Here is a 19,544-nt window from a genome sequence, read left to right on the forward strand (position 1 = left end):
TGTCGTTTTTGACTGCATATATTGCCTGGCCAAAGATCAATCGCTTAGCCGTGACAAAACCCCACGGCAATACATCTGCGCTTTTTAGCAGGGTTTTGCTCCTGGATACGGTTGGATGGCTACCACTCCTCAATGACCGCTTATGGAAAGCTGCGGTGCAGCACGGCATAGTATGGTCAAAGTCCGCTGAGGGCCGCCTTTGTCCAACTGATTTGGAGCCGTCAGCGAGTTGCTGAGTTGATCCAGAGTTCAGCGGTGGACCCAATACGAGGGTCCTGGCGAGGAAGACTAACTCAACCTTAAGCTTGCCTGAGAACCTTCTGCACACCGACGTCATCCGCATCGGCGATATCGACCGCAACACTGACCGGGATCTTTCCACTTTCGACCGCGCGCAAGAGGCAGTGTTCATGGCTTTTCAGAAGCTTGATGACGCCGCGAACGTATTTGGTGGAAAGCTGTGTTTTGGCCGCGATCGACCGGTCCGAGTAACCCTCTTCTTTGAGCCGCCGAATGTCTCTCAGTAAATCAAGCGAGTGGTGGTGACGGCGCGCCAGGTTTTCCACAAGGCTCATCACAAGACAGTCTTCGCTGCCTGAACACCACGCAGGCGTTTGTTGATTTCAATGTAGCGATAATCCCGGTCCGGTTTGAAACCAACAAGACTGTAGGCTCGCAGCAGGCTGCCAAACCGGCTTCGATACGCGCCACTCGACGGCAGGCCAGAGGCTTCGTTAATCACAAAGCCGGAGAGAAATCCGTGTTGCTCCAGCGCTTCTTTCAGACCTTCAAGCATTTCTTCGTCAGACATCCGTTGAGACCGTGCGCCGATAATCGCGCCCGCAGCCTCAAATAGGTCTGTACTGACGATGGCTTCAAAGGCGCCAACCGCGCGGACCCAAGTGCTGGGATCATTGCGGACATGGCGTTTCTTCAGTTTGAACGAGTTTCGGTTCCAGACGTTGTTGCCGATGTACTTTTCGTTGGTCAGTATTTGACGCACAACGGCGGTCTCTTCATCAGGTCCTGGCACAAGCGTCACGCGATCTGTTTGAATGCTTTTGTGCTCGCCGCGCGCTAGAATGCCTTTCGTGTTGCCTGCCTCATCAATCAACATCCGTCTCAGACCAAACCCGAGCGCACCATTTTGGCGGTAGCCCAGTTCAATCAGTCGGCATTGGCCCGCGAACACCTTCTGGGACAGCTCTCGGCTGTATTCTCCAGCCATCGCCCGTTTGCATATGTATTCGTAGTAGGCGTTTTCATCCGTGTCTTGGAAACGCCCCAGCGACTGATGTCGTAAACCAGCACAGTTTTAAACTCAGTTTGGCCAACCTCGACATTTTCGATCAATTGGGTCAGACAGACCGACGCGGCCTTGAATAGGTAGTCCGCTTTCTCCCAGCATCTGAGTATGTCTTGATAATCTGATAGCCGCGCTCATCCGCATAACGCCGGATCGCATCCGCCTGATTTTCGGTCGAGCAACGCTGATGCTTTATCGACATGCGGACATACTGTGCAGCTTTGCGGCGATTGTCTTTTTCACAATTGTTATCTGGCCAACTCAAAGCTGCGGCCCTCCATCATCCAAATTCGCAAACCTGTACGGGATCTTTGCGATTCCTTTCTCAATCTTAACGAGAGAGAGGCGGAAACATGTTGCATAAAAAGGGCAACTCGTTTCATCGAGAATGTGGGGGGCGTGTTCCTGCGTCAGAGTATCGACAGGCCATCGCTGCTGCGCTGTCTCAAGAACTCGGTGGTGCTGGTCAGGCAGCAAAAGCAACCATGCGGTGGACCGGCGTGAGCGAACGGACAGCAAAGAACTGGATATCCGGTTCCTACGGAGCAACAGCCGGACATCTGATCGAACTGATGAGGCATTCAGACACCGTGCTTGCTGTTGTGCTGGAACTGGCTGGGCGAAACGAAGCGATGACGACTGAGCGCCTCAAGCGAATTAGAGAAGAACTGGAAGGCGTGCTTACAACCATTGAGACGATCTGCGCCGCTGAGGACGATCAAACGGCGGGCTAAGAGCTTACATTGACATCTGGCGGGTCGTGCGGCGTGGAAAACTTATGAGTTGCGAAAGGTAAAGTTGCTGCGTCGGCCTGAGAATTTCGCTTTTGAGATCAATGGCCCGGTATCCTGAAAATGGAAAAACTATGTGTCGCTCCACAGTTATTCAAGCATTTGAAACCAAGGAGAAATATGTAATAGGAACGTTTTTCCCACCATATTGGATCTTAGTTCGCGCTCTCCCCCTGCCATTTTACAAAACCTGGCAATACCCGCTCAACACATCACATTGGCCTGAATATGGGCTTGATCCGCGTATGCTTGCCGTGGAGTGAAGCGTGCGAAATTGACCAAGGTCTACGCCGGGATTAGGCCGCATTCGCCTGTGGTCACACCGCTCTTCGGCATCGTGCCGTTTCTCGGGGCATCCGTTTCGATTGCCCTGTCCGCGATCATCGTCCAGCCGCTAATTAGTGCTGCAGGCCGAACGCTGAGCAGTCTCGCCGCGCTGACGGCGCACCTGCATTTGCTGCTCAAGACTTTTCTGCGATTTCAGGAGTTTGCTGTTCGGTTACAAAAGTTTATTTTTCAGGGCGCCGCGGTGTGGCCAGTCGCAGCGACCGGCAGCTCACCGTTTTCCCGCTGCACCTGGAGAGTAATCGGCGTGTTTTGGCGGATCGCCGGGCCGATCAGTTGCCCGATGCGGGGCAAGCGTTACACTTGATCCGACCACTCACATTAGTGGCGTGTTTGGGATTTCAGCAATTATGGCGAGCTCTGATATCGACCTGCGAGCCCTGGATCATTTGGTCGAAATCGCCCGGTATCACGGTGTGCAGGTTGATCGTCAGCGGCTGATACATGACTACTCCATTTCCGAAGCCGTATTGAGCGAGATGCGCTTTTTGCGGATTGCCCAGGATCTTAAGCTTGAGGTCGCGGCCAAGCGGTTGTCCTGGCAAAAATTGCGTGCTCTGGGGCATGCTTACCCCGCGCTTCTGGTGTTGAATTCAGGTGAGACGTTTCTCGCGTCAGGCTTTGAACGGGACCCTGACACCGGGCAGGAAATCTTGCTCATTGTGCGAAAGGATGCCGCGACAAACCAGTATCTGCACGAACCGGTTGTGTTGGAAGACCTTAAAACGGGCTGGACCGGCACGGTATATCTCTTTCGGCCAGCGCATCAGGATGACGACGACAGCGGGACATTTAATCTTGGGTGGTTCGTGCGTGAAGCGGGTCGGCAGAAACGGATTTTCGCCGAGATCATCGTGATCGCCCTGATGATCCATGTCACGGCCCTCGCGGTGCCCCTGTTTTTCCAAATCACGGTGGACAAGGTGCTGGTTCACGAGAGTTTTCAGACGCTCAATGTATTGGCCGTCGTCGTCGTGATCATTCTGTTGTTTCAAGGTGTTTTCAACTTCCTGCGCGACTACCTGCTGGCTTTTGCCACCTCGCGCATCGACATGCGGACGGCGACGCGCACCTTCGGCCATCTGGTGCGGCTGCCATTATCGTTCTTTCACCGTGCAACCGCCGGTGTACTGACCAAACACATGCAGCAAACCGATGAAATCCGCCAGTTTCTAACCGGCAACGTACTGGAAACATTGCTGGATTCCACAGCCTTGCTGGTCTTTCTACCGTTGCTTTTTCTCTACTCCTGGCAGCTTGGCTTTGTCGTGCTGGCGTTCTCTATTCTGATCGCACTTGTCATCGCGGGGATGCTGCGGCCGCTTTATAGCGCGCTAACCCGGCTCTACGCGGCGGAAGGTGAGCGTCAGGCGCTGCTGGTGGAGACAATCCACGGTGTCTCAACCATCAAAAGCCTGGCACTGGAGCCGCGCCGCAACCGGGTCTGGGACACCAGCTCCGCCCAATCGGTGCGCACGCATTTCCGGGTTAACAAATTGGGCACGATTGCGGAAAGCATCGTGGAGACCCTCGAACAGTTGATGGCGGTTACGGTGTTGTTTCTCGGCGCGCATATGGTTTTTCAGGGAGAATTGACCGTGGGCAAACTGATCGCGTTCAACATGTTGTCGGGCTATGTCAGCCAGCCGCTGATCAAGATCGTGCGCATGATCCACGAGTACCAGAAAGCGCGTTTGGCCATTAAAATGCTTGGCACAATCATGAATGCGCGCACTGAAACCGGCAGCCAGTCGCAGGCGGCCACGCCGCAGATCACCGGCGAGATTGCATTTGAGGATGTACGTTTCTTTTACGATGGCGTCGAAAAACCCGCGCTGGACGACATCAGCTTTGACATCCGTGAGGGCGAGGTCATTGGGATCGTTGGGGAAAGTGGCTCTGGCAAGTCGACGCTGGCGCGGCTGGTGCAGGGGCTTTACACCGCGAACGACGGACGCATCGTAATGAACGGGACCGATATCCGCGAGATTGATCTGGCCCACCTGCGCCAATCCGTCGGGATCGTATTGCAGGAGAACTTTCTCTTTCGCGGCACCGTCCGGGAAAACATCGCGTTGACCGTGGCCTCTGCGTCCTTGGAGGACGTTAAACGTGCCGCTCGACTGGCCGGGGCGGCAGGTTTCATCGAAGAGCTGCCATCGGGCTATGACACGATGCTGGAGGAAAATGCCACCAACCTCTCCGGCGGCCAGCGTCAGCGCCTTGCGATCGCGCGGGCCTTGCTGCGTGATCCACGTCTGTTGATCTTTGACGAGGCCACCTCCGCGTTGGATGTGGAGTCCGAGACGATTATCCAGCGAAACCTTGGCAAGATCGCAGATGGGCGAACCATGCTGATCATCGCGCATCGGCTGTCGACGCTGCACATGGCCGGGCGCATCATGGTCATGAACAAGGGGCGGATCGAAGCCTTCGCGCCCCGTGACGCATTGCTTGAAAAGAATGGCCCCGATCGTTCGCCAACCTTTCAACGCATGTGGGACATCCAGGTGCGCAATGCGATGGGGGATGTCGATGCGTGACCGCTTTGGATACCGCAGGACGGCAGACCTGGCGCAGCATCAAGGCCGCCCAAAGGAGAAGGTGGATCGTCGCGCGCTCGACTTTCAGCCCGATGCAGTGGAAGTGGAGTTGCGCCGGGTGCCGGCCGCGGCGCGTGTGGCGCTCTATGCGATCTTGCTGATCATCGCGACTGCCATTGTCTGGGCCTGGTGGGCGAAGATTGATCGCACCGTCACCGCGCGCGGCAAGCTCGTGAGCCAGTCGCGTACCATCGTGAAACAACCTTACCGTCCTTCGGTGATCCGGACCCTTGATGTGCGTGCCGGGGATGTGGTGCAAGAAGGGGATATCATCGCCTCCCTGGATCCCACCCTGACCGAGGCAGATCAGGGGCAGTTACTGGCCAAGGCAGCGCTGCTCAGCGCTGAATTGTCCCGGCTGGACGCGGAAAGCGCCGGGGTCGACTTTGCCCCACGGGCGGCTGAGAGAGACGCAGTCATTCAGCAGGTGGCCTTGTTTCAGCGGCGCGAGTTGGAGAAAGCAGCAGCACTTGAGGGGTTCGAGGCGCGTCTCAAAACGCTTGAATCGCAAGCCGCTGTCGCCGCGGCGCAAGAAGCGCAAATCGTGGCATCGCTTGCTCTGGCGGACAGCAAACTGCAAACAGCAATCCGGCTTGTGCAGCGCAATGCAGGATCAATGATTACGCAACAGGAAGCGGAAACCGAGGTTGAGAAACTCAAGGCACAACGGCGTGAAAAAATCGAAGAAGCGGAAGGGTACAGGCGCCAGCAGCGCGTCGTCGAAAACGAACGGCTTCAATATCTGTCGTCCCGGGCCACGCAGGTCGAGGATCGGCGACTTGAGGTGAAAAACGAGCTAGAGCAACTGCGTTTCGAGATCCAGAAAGCCAACCGTGTGGCGGAGTTCGATGCGTTCTACGCCGAAACCGATGGGGTCATCATGGATGTGACGCAGAAATCCGTGGGCTCTATCGTTGAGACGGCGGAAGTTCTGTTCACACTGGTGCCGACGGACGAGGGGTTGGATATCGAGTTGGAACTCAGCGCGGAGGACATCGGATGGGTGCATCTGGGGCAGGCGGTGCGCGCCAAGCTCGATCCCTTCCCATTCCAGCGCCACGGGACGATGCAAGGAGAGCTGATTTCAATCAGCCCGGACGCGTTTCAGCGAGAGATGAACGGCCGAACAGAGGTCTATTACCGGGTCCGGGTGGCGATCACCGACAACCGGCTGCGCAACCTGCCGGAGGGCTTTCGGCTGGTGCCGGGCATCACGACAACAGCTGAAATCCGGATCGGGGAGCGCACGGTGCTGTCCTATCTGACAGATCCGTTTCACCGGGCGCTGGATGAAAGCCTAAAGGAGCCGAACTGATGCGGCGCATGCGGCCCAACCTGATCACCCAAGGCGCGCGTCCCGATGTGCAGGACGCAATTGCGGCGCGTGAGGCAAACCTTTTGGGCAAGCATGGGCCCGATCATGCGCAGGACGCCTACATTGCCAATGCAAAGCAGGGTGATCTGGTGGTGCCGACAGACGCATTATCCGAGGAGACACAGGCCGCATTGGCAGCAGAAATGGGCGAAGATGCCGGGCCGATCGTAGGGTGGGGGGGCGAGATCGACCTTGGCACATCAGGATTTACCGAAGGTATTGGCCTGGCTGACCCGAGTGATACAAAGGCGTTGCTGGCGCTCTGCAAAGCGATGCATGCGGAGACCGACTACCGCAAGATCCCCTTTTCAGAGGAGATCATGCGCGCGCATATTATCATGTATCTTGACACCCCCGCGACCCACCGGATTTTCGTGCATAAAGAGGCTGGCCGTCTGCAGGGAGCCCTGTTTGGCCATGTGAGCCCCTACTTCTTCTCGGAGGCGTGCATCGCCAACGATGATCTGCTCTATGTCGCCCCCGAGGACCGCAGCCTGCGTATCACACGCAAGTTGATCAAGGGCTTCGAGGTCTGGGCGATGACCTGTGGGGTGCAGGAAATTTGCCTGTCGGTTTCCACCGGGCTAAGCGAAGACCGTGCGGAAAAATTGCTGAATCGGCAAGGTTTCGCTCGCATCGGCGCGATCTTCAAAAAGCAAGCCTGAGCCGGGAGCAGCGGTGCTAAGCCAATTGGGAAACGGTTCGATTTAGCGAGGGATAAGGTGATGACGGTGTATGATCCAATGCAGGCTCCAATTCATGTCAAACTTGGCGAACGCGTGGTGCGTGGTGGCTCCTTGTCGCCCGAAATGCACAACAGGATAGCCGAAGAGCTTGGGATCGACCTGGCGGTGATCACCGTGGGCAGCCCGCTGGCAGCGCGCAATCCCACCTCAGGCCTCGATGCATTCTGTGGCGGCGGCTCAAGCTCAAGTTCTTCTTCGTCTTCCTCGGGCAGCATGTCGCGCGCCTCAGCGTCTCGCTTCACTTCGTCGACAACGCTTACCCCCTCGTCGACCACCTCGCCAAGCACCGGAAGCCTGTCACGCGCGGCTGCATCGCGGTACACATCCTCAATGTCCACGACCACGTCCTCGACACCCTCGCGCAGCACGTACAGCAGCCCCAGCAGCGTGTCTCGATCGACGGCATCGCGGTATACGTCGTCCTCGCCGTCAACCTCCTCTTCAACGACCACATCGCGGCCAAGCAGCCTGTCGCGCTCCGCCGCGTCCCGCTATACATCTTCCATGTCGACCAGCCCGTCGCCTTCCACCACGACCACGCGCTCCTATTCCACGTCGTCCACTGCGACCACCCGGTCATATTCAGCACCGTCCACACCAAGCAGCAGCGCGTCCCGCAGCCGGTCTTTCTCTTCCGGCGAAGAGTCCGATCGCTCATCATCGGCGAGCCTGACGCGGTCGACGGCGTCGCGGTATACCTCCTCAATGCGCACCACGTCGGCACCTTCGGGCAACAGCGGATCGTCACCCACGCCAACGTCTCGCCCCACAACGGTCGCGGAAACGTCGCCAACAACGTCGCGCAGCAGCGGCTCGACCGGCTCCAGCAGCAACCCCGTAACTCGCGCGAATGCATCGCGCTTCACGTCTTCGCTGCAGACAACGCCCAGGGCCTCAAGCACGACGCCATCCACCACGCACACAGTCGGCAGCCCGGCGTCCGTTACGCGTGCCAATGCCTCTCGCTTCACGTCCTCCCTCCAAACAAAGCCGACGCGGAGCCGCGCGAGCTATCCGTCCCGCGCAGCCGCATCAGAGTCCTATGCAGCGCGTTACGCCGCCAATCAGGAGCGGCGTCAGGCGGCTAACAGGGCCGGGCTGGAGATAGGCCACGATATGACCGGACAGCCGGGGCCAACCGTGCAGGCGGCCAGTGCCGCAGGTCATCTGGCGTCCTATACGGGCGCTACGATGACGGCACAGGGGTTGCAGAACTATGCGCAAAATCGGCGGGCATCGACTGTAACGCGGAATTACCGGCACGGCACTTCGTTTCAGAACCGAGGCAGCCTCACACCGTTTTCCCAGCGCAAGTTTACAACGGCCTACAGTACCAGCCTGCCGCGCGGTGCCACCGGTGCGACCGGTTTTTTCCCCGACAGCTTTGCGCCAGCACCAACCAATCCAAATGCGGTTGACTTGGTCGAGCGGAAAGCCGTCTCCAATGTGCGGATGACGCCACAGGTGCGCAACTATGCAAGCTCCTTGCAGGGCGGTGCGACAATGGTCAGGACCGGTCAGAATTTCGGGGTGAATTCGGTCACTTTTGAGCTTGGACGCCCCAGATTGGGCAACACGACCGTGGTGCAACCCAATGTCGCCCAGCAGGGATTCAACTTTGTCGATAGTCGTGGGCGTGCGGTGACCGCGGCGACCTCGGGCCCGAATGCAGGATCAATCGTGGTGAACCATGGCCCGAACTGGTCAGCGGTCGGCAATCAGGCGCTGCGCTGGGGGGGCCGGGCACTGGTTGTCGCCGATCCGCTGGTGCACGGTGTTGTGGCTGGCACCAACACGCCCGCCTCCGCGCCCTGGCACGAACGCTGGACGGCGGGTATCTCTGCCGCGGCGCAACGTGCGGACAACGTTGTAGTCGCGGGCGGCGCAGGGATCGCTGGCGCGGGGGCGACATCGCTCACCGGCCCCGGGGCGTTCGCCGTCGGCGCGGGCACGGCCGTGGCTGCGGGCACCGCTTACGAAGACACGCCTGTTGACCGTTGGGTCAACCGCCAGGTCGCGCGGGCCGAGCCTGTCATCGGTGCGACGCTGAGGGGGGTGGACACCGGCGCACGATACGTCGGGCGCACTGCGACGCAGGCCGCAGATTACGTTGCCAATTCCTATGTCGGTCAGCGCACGGCAGATGCTGCATCGGCGGTCTCGTCGGGGTGGAACTCCCTGACATCCTCGGTTGGAAATCTGTTCAACCGACCGGCAGCCCAGGCCGAGGTTTGGTCAGGATCGCGCAGCCCGTTGCGCAGTGGCTCACTTGTGGCACCCACAGGCATCGCGACCCCGGTGGAAACCCGCACGCCATCACGCAGCGGAGGGGGTGGGCTGTTTGGATTTTAGCGGCTTTCATGATCGGATCAGGGCGCGCGGCGACATCGACAGCTCTGCACCCCTTTCTTTTGAGAGGGACGCAGCATGAGTGCTGAGGCGCCCGAATACTACCTGATCGACTTCGATTGGGACGGCTACACGCAATGGACCCTTGGGCCTGAGGCGGCGGATGCAATGCTGGCGACCTGGGTTGCGCAGATGCCCGAACGGGTTAACAAGCTGCTGCACTTTCTCGGGACAGAAGGGGTTATTCGCACCCGTGAACGATTTGACGCGGACGAATTGGAAAACCTTGAATGCTTTATTATGCAGCACGGCGATCTCTATCAGCACCCGCAAGATCAGGACTACTATCTGACCGATTTCACATTTGAGCTGTGCAAGGATACGGCCGCGTTGATCGGCTCGCTGTGTCAGGACAGAGTTCCAGACCTGCAGTGGTCTCTGAACAAAGACCGGACGAGCCAGATGATGTACCAGTCTATCGGAATGAACTCTGTCATTGATGGCGACCACATGCCGATCCCGCATGCGGTCGTCGAATTTGCGCAAGAAGGTCTGCGGAAGAGACGCAAATTCCTTGGGGCCTTCAGGAAGCAAAGATGGGGCTTTCTGACCCGTATGATGTTGGTAATCAGCTATGAACAGGAGACGACCTCATGATGATGCCGCGCGCCTCCTTCCGGATTGTGCTGGGCGTGTTTCTGATCATTGTCTGGAGCATCAACATCTGGCTGACCGGTCTGCGCCTGGACATGATCCTGGTGCTGATCATCGTGATTGTCTCGACCATTCTGACCGTGCTGGAATGGCGCCAGCATCCTGGCATCCAGCCGCGCCAGAAGGGCGAGACGTCTCCCTATCTTGTCGTGTTTATCGGCGCCGCGATGGGCCTGGATGCACTGATCAAGCTCCTGTGGAACTAAGGTGTCTTCTGCCGTTCCAGAACGGCGCTGGCTGAATCCAGATGAAAGCGCCGCATGATCTCGCTGTACCCTCGTAGTCCGTCGCCCGATCCGGCAAACGCAATGCGGTGGTCCAGAATATCACCGCTGTCCATATCCTGCAGGCATATGACATCCGGGCTGAGCTCCGAGACCAGCATGATGACCGGCAGCGGGCTGCCTTCGATAAAATGAGCGCCGAATTCCATCCTAATATCTTCCAGCCGGACACCAATTCCGAAAAATGCCCCGGTGAGCAGATCATTGATCCGTAGGGCTAAATCGACCACACCGCCGATGTCTTCGGGATCAATGAGATTGAAAGCCAGCAGATGGTTTTCAGACACGCGTGTGGGGCGTTTATCGAGGCTGTCCGGGCGCACGAAGAATTCAACCAGCGGCGGGATCAGCTGGTGTCCCTGCTGAAGCCCGAACTCCGAGACCAGATCCCCCGTAGCGAGGTTGCGCACCATCAGGTCGAAGGGAAGTTGGACCGTTTCAAAAACAGCCTGCGCCTGCGGTCCTGACCGCGCAGCGAAATGCGTGCTAATCCCGTTCTGGCGCAGAAACTGATGAAGATGGACCGAAATCGTGTTGGCCAGCGGCGCCTTGCCAGGCAGGGCACGCCGCTCGAGACCCGGATAGCTGACGACCATATCGGAGGTTTCAAGCGTCGGGCCATCGGGTGTTGTGGTAAAAATTCGGATGTCTTCGGGTAATGTCTGATCGTCGGCGATGATCTAGCCCTCCGTGGCATCATAGTCGGTTGCCGGGCTTTAGCCTTAGTTGGAAAGACGCTCGCGCAGCAAGCACGGGGTCGCGAATGTGAAACCTTGCGGCGGAATGCAGCCAATGCCGACACCCGACCTGCGCTGTTCTAGCGCCCACATTCATGTCCCCGCAGATCTGATGGCGTTTGTGGTTGCCCTCTGGTGCGATTTCTCTCAAGTGCTCATCAAAGGGCAGATCAGACGAAATGTCCGGATACCACGCTTTTCGAGGCCGCCACCCTTGGTGTGCCGATCTTCTGCCACGCCCAATAGGCGCGCAAAATCGCCTCAGCTTCAGCACAGCCGATACTTGGCGCCGGTTTGGCGCTCTTTCTGGATCTGCCAGCGCGGACGATGGGCAGATGGTGTTCCTCAAGGGTCAGGCGTAGGATCACCTTGTTTGGCGTCTTAGCCTGACCCGCGGTTGCGTCGACGTCTTGCCCGCGACCTAGCGTATTCTATGTGCTGTCATGCCCAGGGAAGGCTGACGACGCCGGCTTGTGTTGCATGGTCTGAAATTTCGACAATGTAGTCTTGTGCAATGTCGCGAAGAAATAACGCCGGACGATCTTGCTTGCCATCTCAATGCCCGGGTCGCTTGCTCCTGGATTTCTGTTTCGTGATTTGGCGCACCATCTTGCCAAATGCTTTGTCCTTGCTGCGCCTTTCGGCCAGGCTGGCAGAATTGAACGCTTCTTCTGCCACCAGTTTGCGCCATCGTTGCAGTCTGGCCATATCGATCTGTCCCGCCTCAAGCGCTTTGATAAGGGCACAGTCAGGTTCGGTTTCATGATTGCAGTCGTTGAACCGACATTGGAGCGACAGCGCATGAATGTCCGCGAATAGGTCTTCGATGCCGGATGCCGCATCCGTCAGCTGCACCTCGCGCATGCCCGGTGTGTCCAGGACAAGGCATCCGCCTTGTATCAGGTGCAACTGTCGCCGCGTGGTGGTGTGGCGGCCCTTTGCGTCAGCTTCACGAATGCCCTGCGTTTCAATCCCGTCTGTGCCGGACAGCGCGTTTGTCAGCGTTGATTTTCCCACACCGGACGATCCGAGAAACGCAACTGTCTGGCCAGGTGCACACCACTCTGCCAGCGCTGTTCTGGGTTCGCTGCCGCGTGCGTCAAGGGCGACAACGGGCACACGGTCAGAGATTTCCTGTGCCTGATCGACATAGATCCGAAAATCGGTGGCGAGATCGACCTTCGTCAGAACGATCACGGGCGTAATCTCAGCCTCGAAACATAAGGCGATGTAGCGTTCCAGCCGGGCTATGTTGAAATCCTGGTTGCAGGACGTCACGACAAAGCAGGTGTCGATATTGGCGGCGATCAGTTGTTCTTGCCGGTCGGTCCCGGGCGCGCGACGTTTCAAGAGGCTTTTGCGTTCCAACACGCGGCTTTTGATCGGATGACTGCGGTCCAGCATCAGCCAGTCGCCGACGGTCGCATCCGCGCGCGGCGGAAGCGTTTCATCAATGGCGTCGCCAATCACGTGCAGCCCGTTGCGGTGAACTTCAATCACACGCGAAGGCGGCGTCTCCATCAGCTCTTCAACGCTGATTTGTTGCGCAAAAAACGGCTGCCAGCCATGGGTTTCGAGGATTGAGCGTTGCCGCTCCGGTTTTCCGTTTTTTGGGGTCGGAGGAAAGAATTTGGAATAGTCACGTGTCATTTTGGGACGCTTTCATGTCTCGGCTCTGAGCAAGGCTCAGGCGTAAAGGGTCAGATGTGTCTGAGATTGCGCCTCAAGAGACCGCCGAAAGAGTTCGGCGGTGCTTTCAAATCTTGAGACTGCGTTGGGAAGCTTTGTGCCTCCCCCCTTTACCGGGACATAAAATCTCCATTCCAGTAAACGGAACTTAATTTGGCATGGCCCGAAGTTCAAGTTCCAGAAAGGCCTCTGGTCCGTTAGTAGTGGATTTTATTGAAAAGTCAGTCGGTTAACCTAGGCACGAAAAGGCAGTGGCCGGTTAGTTTTTCTTGAATGTTTGAGGGTCTGCTAGTTGTCGGCGGCCCGAAGATTGTCGCGCGTTCCGAGAAACATGCCGTCGGGATCGTATCGCGTTTTGATCTGTTTCAGGCGTGCCTGATTGGTCCCGAAAGCGTCCGCGCGACGACCGCCGCTTTCAGATATGAAATTCACATAGGCGGCGCTTGACCCGAGCGCTGCAAGGGAGGCGCCCGCCTGTTTTGCCCAGGCGATCATCGTTTCATCCTGTGCTTCATCGTGAAAACGCGCGCCGGGCACAGCCATGATCCGAGTGCCGCGATGAGGGTATGCCGTCGCGTCCGGGGCAACGTCATCAATGGCACCGCCAAGACCGCACAACAGGATATCGGACTCCTTTGATGGCAAGGTGGCACCGATGTCCAAAAGCCCTGCAATCAATGCGTCAGTCAACGCGACATGCGCCGAAGGCGACCAATAGTTGCGCGCGCCTTTTGCGTAAGCCTCGTCAATGAACTGCTGGGCCTCGACAAACGGGCGTTGGGTCACCCAGCTTCCAAGGGCGTCGGGATGCTCCTGTATCGCGGCAAGCGCATCCGCACCTTCATCGACATTGCCGACCCAGCATTGAAGCAAGATAACAACCGGTGTGCCGTGAACATGTGGCGGCAGGAAAGGCGCGGGCGGCGCCATCGCGATGTCGACCCAGATGGTTGCATGATGTGGCGCGGATTTCAGAAACGCATCCCAGAGCCGCAGCGCCTTATGGCCCTCTTCCAATGCAAACACCGTTGGCCCAAACAGAACTTTTGGTCCGACGGGATGCAGGCGGAATTCGAACTGCGTTATCACGCCAAACCCACCGCCACCGCCCTGCAAAGCCCAGAAGAGATCCGGGTGTGTATTGGATTCCACACGCGTCACTGTGCCATCCGCGAGGATGATCTCTGCGGCCAGCAGATTGTCGCATGTCAGTCCAAATTGCCGGGATAGCCATCCCATGCCGCCACCAAGCGCGAGCCCGCCCACGCCGGTCTCTGACGCAATTCCGAGGGGAACGGCAAGGTTATGCACCTGCGTCGCACGGTCTACATCAGCCAGCGTCGCGCCGCCCTGCACATAGGCAACGCGGGTCTCGGGGTCGACCAAGACATCGCGCATATCAGAGAGATCGATCATCAGAGCACCGCTTGCCATGGCTGCGCCCGCTATGTTGTGGCCACCGCCCTTGATGCAGATTTTCAGCCCGAGCGTTTTCGCGATCTTTACGGCGTTCTGCACATCGCGCTTGTTCTTGCAGGCTGCGATTGCGATGGGCTTGCGATCAATCATGCTGTTCCACAATTGGCACCGGCTTTCGAACTCCGCCACATCCGGCAATACAATTGGGACACCTGAATTTGAGAACCGGGTTTGTTGTTCTTCATCTAGCATCGCAGCGCGCCGCCCTCTTTATCTTCAATCTCGTGACCATGCTGTCGCGATTCGGCGACGCTCGATACTGACGAATGTGGAGTAACTACAGATTCGAGAGTTGTCTGACCGCCCGGGGGCTCCTAGCATCGGGATGTCATTTGCCAGATCGAGGAAGTTACGATGCCTTACAGAGGATATGGCCAGTATTGCCCGCTTGCCTTAGCGGCGGAGGTTCTCTGCGAACGCTGGACATTGCTGGTGATCAGTCGCGTGATCGATGGCTGCACAAGGTTCAACGACATACATCGGGGCGTGCCGAAGATTTCGGCAACATTGCTAAGCAAGCGACTGGCGCACCTTGAGGAGGCTGGTCTGATCACGCGCCAGGCCCTGCCAAATGGCCGTGGGTTTTCGTATGAGCTGACCGAAGCCGCGCAAGAGCTCGATCCGATCATCATGAGCCTTGCGGCCTGGGGGCAGAAGTGGTCCCGCGATATGGAGCATGCAGACCTTGATCCCGCATTTCTGGCCTGGAGCATGCACACGCGCCTGAACATTGCGGCCATGCCGCCCGGCCGGACCGTGATGGAGTTTGAATTCTCAGGGACGCATAAAGGTTTCAGCCGGTTCTGGCTGGTCGTTGAGGACGGTGACGTCGATATGTGCCTGAAGTTTCCGGGCTTTGAGGTCGATGTGACGGTGTCGGCAGACATCAAACGCTTTGTTGAAGCCTGGCGCGGGTTTCGCAATCTTCGCGATGAAATTGCATCGGGCCACATCTCGATAGAAGGCAAGGAAGCCTACCGCAGGCAGGTCCCCGATTGGCTGATGCTGAGCGCGTTGAGTAAGGTCCCCCGATTGCGCGGCAGAGAACGCGATTTTTTCGAAGCAATCCCAACGGTTGAGGATACCACAGAACGTCTTGCAGGCGGGTAATACCCTAAAAAGCTCAGCAAGTACTGCCCATCACAGTCGGTATCGTGTGTCGCGCCGCATCCCGAGCCAGCGGAAATCCTAAGGTGCCTGAACATCTTTCCGAACGGTAGGCGGGTGGGTGTATTGTGACGTGGGAGTGCCTTGTTTCTCTATGATATACAATATAGTCTAATTATAGATGGTTTTGTATAATTTGAGATAAGGTAGATGTTAGACGACCCAATACGGCAAGAATTCGATTGCTGTGGCCCAAATGCCTTCAATGATGGCCCAAATCGCCCTTTCAGAGGGTGGCCTAATGGAACCTAGCCCCGCAGTTTTAGCACTGGCTGCGAACGCGCTTGCGGCGCGCTACCGCAATCGGGATGCAGTTGTGGAAACGCCCTGCCTTATTTCACGCGATGACCGGTTTGCGGGCTCTGACCTGATCTTCAAATGTGAGAATTTCCAGACCACGGGATCGTTCAAACTGCGGGGCGCGATATCGAAGCTGTCCACGCTGCCGATAACAACTCCGCTGATCACTGCGTCTTCTGGCAATCACGGTATCGCATGTGGCCATGCAGCGCAGATCATGGGGCACGACCTGATGGTGGTTCTGCCCGAGACGGTTGCCAAGGCAAAACTGACGCAGATTGAGCGGTATGGTGCCACGCCCATCCTGTATGCTGGCGATTCCGGTTTGGCAGAACGGCACGCGCGCGCGATGGCTGCTGACAAAGGGTATGTTTACGTCTCTCCCTACAACGACAACGCCATCATGGCGGGGCAGGGCACCATCGCGCTGGAGCTTTTGGAACAGGTGCCGCGTTTTGACCGGGTTTATGTCTCCATGGGAGGTGGCGGTCTGATCTCCGGGATTGGTTCGGTCCTCAAGACCTGCGCGCCCGAGATCGAAGTCGTTGGCGTCAGTGCTGAAAATTCCGGTGCTTTGGCCGCCAGCCTTAAGGCGGGTCATGTTGTCGACACCGAGCATCTGCCGACGCTCGCGGATGGATGCGCGGGGGGTATGGATCACGACTCACTGACCCTTCCGATTGCGCGCGAAGTCATCGACAGAGTTGTACATTGCTCTGAAGAACAGATTGAAGACGCGTTGCGTCATCTGGCCTGGGCCGAGAATTTATTGGTGGAAGGAGCGGCGGCGCTTGCGCTGGCGGCCTATATGTCCGAGCCTGACCTGCCCAAGGGGCAAACCAATGTTGTCCTTCTTTGCGGGGCAAACTTCGACCGTGCCGCTCTGCAACCGATCCTTACGCAGGACACATCATCCAGTGACCCTTAATCTGCCAGAAACGGCGAATACGCCTCAAACCGATCTGATCAACATCTGCGATGCGCTGGTAAAGCTGTTCGATCCCTTTGCAGAAGTGGTTCTGCACGATTTGAAAACACAGACGATCAGCCACATTACCGGGCAATTGTCACATCGTCAGATCGGCGATCCGTCGTTCATCGACGGCATCAATCCGCGAAAAGACTATGGACCGGTCTTTGGGCCTTACCGCAAAACAAACCCTGACGGTCGGCAGATAAAGTCTATCAGTATTCTGTTCAGAAATGACGTCGGCGATCCTGCTTCGCTGTTGTGCATTAACATGGACACCTCACGATTTGCTGCAGCGCACGCAGACCTGTCGCGGTTCATATCGATCCCATCTGATGATCACGACAACCCGCTTGCCGACGACTGGTTGGATACGCTCAACAGGTTTGTCGCGGACTGGCGGATTGAGAAGGGTGTTTCAGGCACATCGCTCTCCGTCGAGAACCGGCGCAGGTTGCTCAAGGTATTGATCGAGCGCGACGTCTTTGACCGATCCAAAGCGGCAGATGCCGTGGCCCGCGCCATTGGGGTTAGCCGCGCGACCGTCTATAACGACCTCAGAACCCTTGGGACATCAGCGAGCTAACCGCGATCCGATCTTCAACCGATGACACTGGCACATAACAGCGCGACCCTCACGTTCGCGGGCAGGCACCTTTTGCCATTTGGCTATGCGCTGCGCGGATACATCATCCAGATGGCTCACCTCAAAACAGCGCTGAGCTAGATCGCCGTCATCTCACCTGGGCCGTAACTTGGCGTGTGTGTCGGTCATTGTCCTTGGCACGTTCCTTTGTCGATCACACTCCATGTGTTCTGCAAAGTGGCCCTCTCCACACTGATACATTCGTGGGGCACTTCCTATGACCCCCTGAGATCAACGCTAAGCAGCTTTCTGACCGGGGGTGTAATGCCCGTGGTCGCGATAGAAAGCGCGTTCAGCTAAAACGCCGCGCTACCAAAGTTGCAATCCTCGGGCAGATCCGGGGTCACGTCAGGCTGATGCGTGATGATACCTATTCTACTCCCCTGATCCAGAGTGGGAAGGCCTGGGTCGATGGTGCAGCATCGATGTCTGCCCAAACCAAAATATGTCTCACCACCCGTCTATACGGCTATTCGCAACATTGACCGGACCCTGTACACCTCATTAGACAGCGGACCGAAAGAAGTGGAGCAAGAATGAATGTAGATACCTCGCCAGAAAACCCCTGCGCGCGTTCGCATGTCGTTGTTGGCGATGGGATAACAGCGGTGGCTTTCATTGAAAATTGTCAGCTGAATGCGGGCGATGAACTGGTGGTTCTGGGCAAGAACGCGTCTCAGCTCGGGCGTGGCGTGGCCTATGCGGCAGGGGAAAGGGGAACTCCCTGGCGCTTTGCTTACCTGCTGAATTCGCCAGCCGACGATATTGATCCTGCATTTGCGCACTGGCTATCTGAACGGTGGGGTGACGTTCAAAACATCATGCGCGGGCGAAGGCCGGATTGGCTCGCCGCAGCGCAGCCGCTTGCAGCCGCCGGGGATGTATATGGCGTTAATGCACCACGTGAGCTCTATGGCGATTTTGTCGTAGCACAAGCCGAAGAACGGATGGAAAAACTCCGCGCAGTTGGGGTGAAAGTCCGGCTGATGGATGTCTGCGCCATTTCTATCGCAGAAGTGGATGGGATGCTCCAAATAAAAACAGCGGACGGGCAAACCATTGTCGCGGATTCTGTCGATGTCGCGCCAGGCGGTCCGTCAAACCTGCGCATTGATGGTGACGATGGCCGGTTCAGCGCACCGACCCTCTTTGGCCATGAAAAGCGTATTGCTGAGCATGTCAGACGTGGCGCAGAGATATTTTGTATCGGCGGCAATGCGGCGATGTTGGACGCCTTGCGGTTGTGTCAGAGCATCATTCCAGAAGACGCTTTGCGGTTTGTTGCCTGCGCCCCCGATGGTGAAGTGCCGCCGCCGTTGATCCCACGCATACCGCGCAAGTTAACAAAACCGAAACTGTCGACAGGCCACGCCTCGGCCAAGTCATTTTTAGATGAGATATCTGAAGCGATACAGATTGCGAGAGATCAAGGCGACGAGATGCGCGAAATTCGGGCCGGTTTTCGTGCCCATTTCCTCGAGAATGGCGTGTCAACATATGTCAGTGAAAGCGCTGAAGCGCGCCAAGTCCCTGCGACTTTACGGTTTTGGCTCCGCGGCGGGACGCGCGACACTATTGTTGATATGCACAAGCTGATCCAGAGGGGTAAGGCCCGTATGATCAAGGGCATGGTTGTGGAAATTGAGCATGGCGATGATCGGGCCAGAGTCTTGATCCGCGACACCGAAGGGAAAGAACTGGTTCATGAGACCGGATTTGTCATAAATTGTGCAGGTGCCGGACCGACGTCAGAATATGATCCGCTTACGGAGCACATGATACGGCAGGGTTGGGTTGACAAGTGCCCGGTCAGTAAAGGTTTGGTGGTTGGCCCAGGCTGTTCGACCAGATTGCCGAAGGTCCGTCATTTGTCCCCCGCAACCACCGTGATCGGAGATGAGGTGATGGCAATGCCTCTTTATGACGCCCACATTCTGCGGACGTATGCGCGTCGAGCGTATGTTTAGAAAAGTAGGCCCGGGCCTAGTCAGACCTCGACTGACCCTCGCCATTCATCTGCGTCAGGATCAGCTGGTCTCAGTC

Annotated in this window: 20 protein-coding genes; 12 read left to right on the plus strand and 8 right to left on the minus strand. The window is 57.4% G+C overall.

Annotated elements, in window-relative coordinates:
- Positions 1-299: 299 nt before the first annotated feature.
- From Q1A63_RS16510 to Q1A63_RS16520, 3 genes are all read right to left on the minus strand, one after another.
- On the minus strand, positions 300-575 hold the full coding sequence (locus tag Q1A63_RS16510; RefSeq protein WP_298972701.1) for a plasmid partitioning protein RepB C-terminal domain-containing protein: 276 nt from the start codon (positions 573-575) through the stop codon (positions 300-302).
- Entirely contained in the window at positions 575-1,228 is a 654-nt protein-coding gene (locus tag Q1A63_RS16515; RefSeq protein WP_298972703.1) for a recombinase family protein, read from the minus strand. Before Q1A63_RS16515 ends, Q1A63_RS16510 begins: the two co-directional genes overlap by 1 nt.
- Before the next feature lie 130 nt (positions 1,229-1,358).
- Positions 1,359-1,508 carry a recombinase family protein gene (locus tag Q1A63_RS16520; protein ID WP_298973460.1) on the minus strand — a complete coding sequence of 50 codons (150 nt, stop codon included), beginning with the start codon at positions 1,506-1,508 and terminating at the stop codon, positions 1,359-1,361.
- A gap of 151 nt (positions 1,509-1,659) precedes the next feature.
- Here Q1A63_RS16520 and Q1A63_RS16525 point away from each other — a divergent pair, with 151 nt between their 5' ends.
- The 5 genes from Q1A63_RS16525 to Q1A63_RS16545 all read left to right on the plus strand — a co-directional run bounded on the left by Q1A63_RS16525 (position 1,660) and on the right by Q1A63_RS16545 (position 7,085).
- Positions 1,660-2,040, plus strand: a complete 381-nt coding sequence (locus Q1A63_RS16525; protein ID WP_298972705.1) for an XRE family transcriptional regulator — start codon at positions 1,660-1,662, stop codon at positions 2,038-2,040.
- A gap of 331 nt (positions 2,041-2,371) precedes the next feature.
- Positions 2,372-2,749, plus strand: a complete 378-nt coding sequence (locus Q1A63_RS16530) for a hypothetical protein (protein ID WP_299632249.1) — start codon at positions 2,372-2,374, stop codon at positions 2,747-2,749.
- A 43-nt stretch (positions 2,750-2,792) separates the two neighbouring features.
- Entirely contained in the window at positions 2,793-4,985 is a 2,193-nt protein-coding gene (locus Q1A63_RS16535) for a peptidase domain-containing ABC transporter (RefSeq protein ID WP_299632250.1), read from the plus strand.
- Complete coding sequence (locus Q1A63_RS16540) at positions 4,978-6,360, plus strand: HlyD family type I secretion periplasmic adaptor subunit (RefSeq protein WP_299632251.1); 1,383 nt, start codon at positions 4,978-4,980, stop codon at positions 6,358-6,360. The genes Q1A63_RS16535 and Q1A63_RS16540 overlap by 8 nt, the downstream gene beginning before the upstream one ends.
- The gene (locus Q1A63_RS16545; protein ID WP_298972715.1) at positions 6,360-7,085 is read left to right on the plus strand and encodes a hypothetical protein; all 726 of its coding nucleotides are present in this window, start codon (positions 6,360-6,362) and stop codon (positions 7,083-7,085) included. Before Q1A63_RS16540 ends, Q1A63_RS16545 begins: the two co-directional genes overlap by 1 nt.
- A gap of 92 nt (positions 7,086-7,177) precedes the next feature.
- Here the strand turns inward: Q1A63_RS16545 and Q1A63_RS16550 are convergent, their stop codons facing one another.
- Together Q1A63_RS16550 and Q1A63_RS16555 are read right to left on the minus strand one after the other, a co-directional pair.
- On the minus strand, positions 7,178-7,618 hold the full coding sequence (locus Q1A63_RS16550; RefSeq protein ID WP_298972718.1) for a hypothetical protein: 441 nt from the start codon (positions 7,616-7,618) through the stop codon (positions 7,178-7,180).
- A gap of 93 nt (positions 7,619-7,711) precedes the next feature.
- On the minus strand, positions 7,712-8,137 hold the full coding sequence (locus Q1A63_RS16555; RefSeq protein ID WP_298972720.1) for a hypothetical protein: 426 nt from the start codon (positions 8,135-8,137) through the stop codon (positions 7,712-7,714).
- A 145-nt stretch (positions 8,138-8,282) separates the two neighbouring features.
- Here Q1A63_RS16555 and Q1A63_RS16560 point away from each other — a divergent pair, with 145 nt between their 5' ends.
- From Q1A63_RS16560 to Q1A63_RS16570, 3 genes are all read left to right on the plus strand, one after another.
- Positions 8,283-9,518 carry a hypothetical protein gene (locus tag Q1A63_RS16560; protein ID WP_298972721.1) on the plus strand — a complete coding sequence of 412 codons (1,236 nt, stop codon included), beginning with the start codon at positions 8,283-8,285 and terminating at the stop codon, positions 9,516-9,518.
- A 75-nt stretch (positions 9,519-9,593) separates the two neighbouring features.
- On the plus strand, positions 9,594-10,172 hold the full coding sequence (locus tag Q1A63_RS16565) for a hypothetical protein (protein WP_298972722.1): 579 nt from the start codon (positions 9,594-9,596) through the stop codon (positions 10,170-10,172).
- Positions 10,169-10,435, plus strand: coding sequence for a hypothetical protein (locus tag Q1A63_RS16570; protein WP_298972724.1), 267 nt, complete (start codon positions 10,169-10,171; stop codon positions 10,433-10,435). Before Q1A63_RS16565 ends, Q1A63_RS16570 begins: the two co-directional genes overlap by 4 nt.
- On the opposite strand, the gene Q1A63_RS16575 is transcribed toward Q1A63_RS16570, so the two are convergent.
- The 3 genes from Q1A63_RS16575 to Q1A63_RS16585 all read right to left on the minus strand — a co-directional run bounded on the left by Q1A63_RS16575 (position 10,432) and on the right by Q1A63_RS16585 (position 14,610).
- Entirely contained in the window at positions 10,432-11,193 is a 762-nt protein-coding gene (locus Q1A63_RS16575) for a phosphoribosylaminoimidazolesuccinocarboxamide synthase (protein WP_366524376.1), read from the minus strand. The two genes, Q1A63_RS16570 and Q1A63_RS16575, sit on opposite strands and share 4 nt — an antisense overlap.
- Before the next feature lie 612 nt (positions 11,194-11,805).
- Entirely contained in the window at positions 11,806-12,900 is a 1,095-nt protein-coding gene (gene rsgA, locus Q1A63_RS16580) for a ribosome small subunit-dependent GTPase A (protein ID WP_298972726.1), read from the minus strand.
- A gap of 327 nt (positions 12,901-13,227) precedes the next feature.
- A complete protein-coding gene (locus Q1A63_RS16585) occupies positions 13,228-14,610 on the minus strand; it encodes an FAD-binding oxidoreductase (RefSeq protein WP_299632252.1) in 1,383 nt (460 codons plus the stop codon).
- A gap of 162 nt (positions 14,611-14,772) precedes the next feature.
- Between Q1A63_RS16585 and Q1A63_RS16590 the strand changes: the two genes are divergently transcribed.
- The 4 genes from Q1A63_RS16590 (at position 14,773) to Q1A63_RS16605 (ending at position 19,468) form a co-directional block, all read left to right on the plus strand.
- A complete protein-coding gene (locus Q1A63_RS16590; RefSeq protein WP_298972729.1) occupies positions 14,773-15,528 on the plus strand; it encodes a helix-turn-helix domain-containing protein in 756 nt (251 codons plus the stop codon).
- 298 nt (positions 15,529-15,826) lie between these two features.
- Positions 15,827-16,813 carry a pyridoxal-phosphate dependent enzyme gene (locus tag Q1A63_RS16595; RefSeq protein ID WP_299632253.1) on the plus strand — a complete coding sequence of 329 codons (987 nt, stop codon included), beginning with the start codon at positions 15,827-15,829 and terminating at the stop codon, positions 16,811-16,813.
- Complete coding sequence (locus tag Q1A63_RS16600; protein WP_298972733.1) at positions 16,803-17,441, plus strand: PAS domain-containing protein; 639 nt, start codon at positions 16,803-16,805, stop codon at positions 17,439-17,441. The genes Q1A63_RS16595 and Q1A63_RS16600 overlap by 11 nt, the downstream gene beginning before the upstream one ends.
- Before the next feature lie 596 nt (positions 17,442-18,037).
- Positions 18,038-19,468 carry an FAD/NAD(P)-binding protein gene (locus Q1A63_RS16605; RefSeq protein ID WP_298972735.1) on the plus strand — a complete coding sequence of 477 codons (1,431 nt, stop codon included), beginning with the start codon at positions 18,038-18,040 and terminating at the stop codon, positions 19,466-19,468.
- Positions 19,469-19,544: the final 76 nt, after the last annotated feature.

Origin of the sequence: uncultured Roseobacter sp. (genome assembly GCF_947499265.1) — a bacterium.
GTDB lineage: Bacteria > Pseudomonadota > Alphaproteobacteria > Rhodobacterales > Rhodobacteraceae > Roseobacter.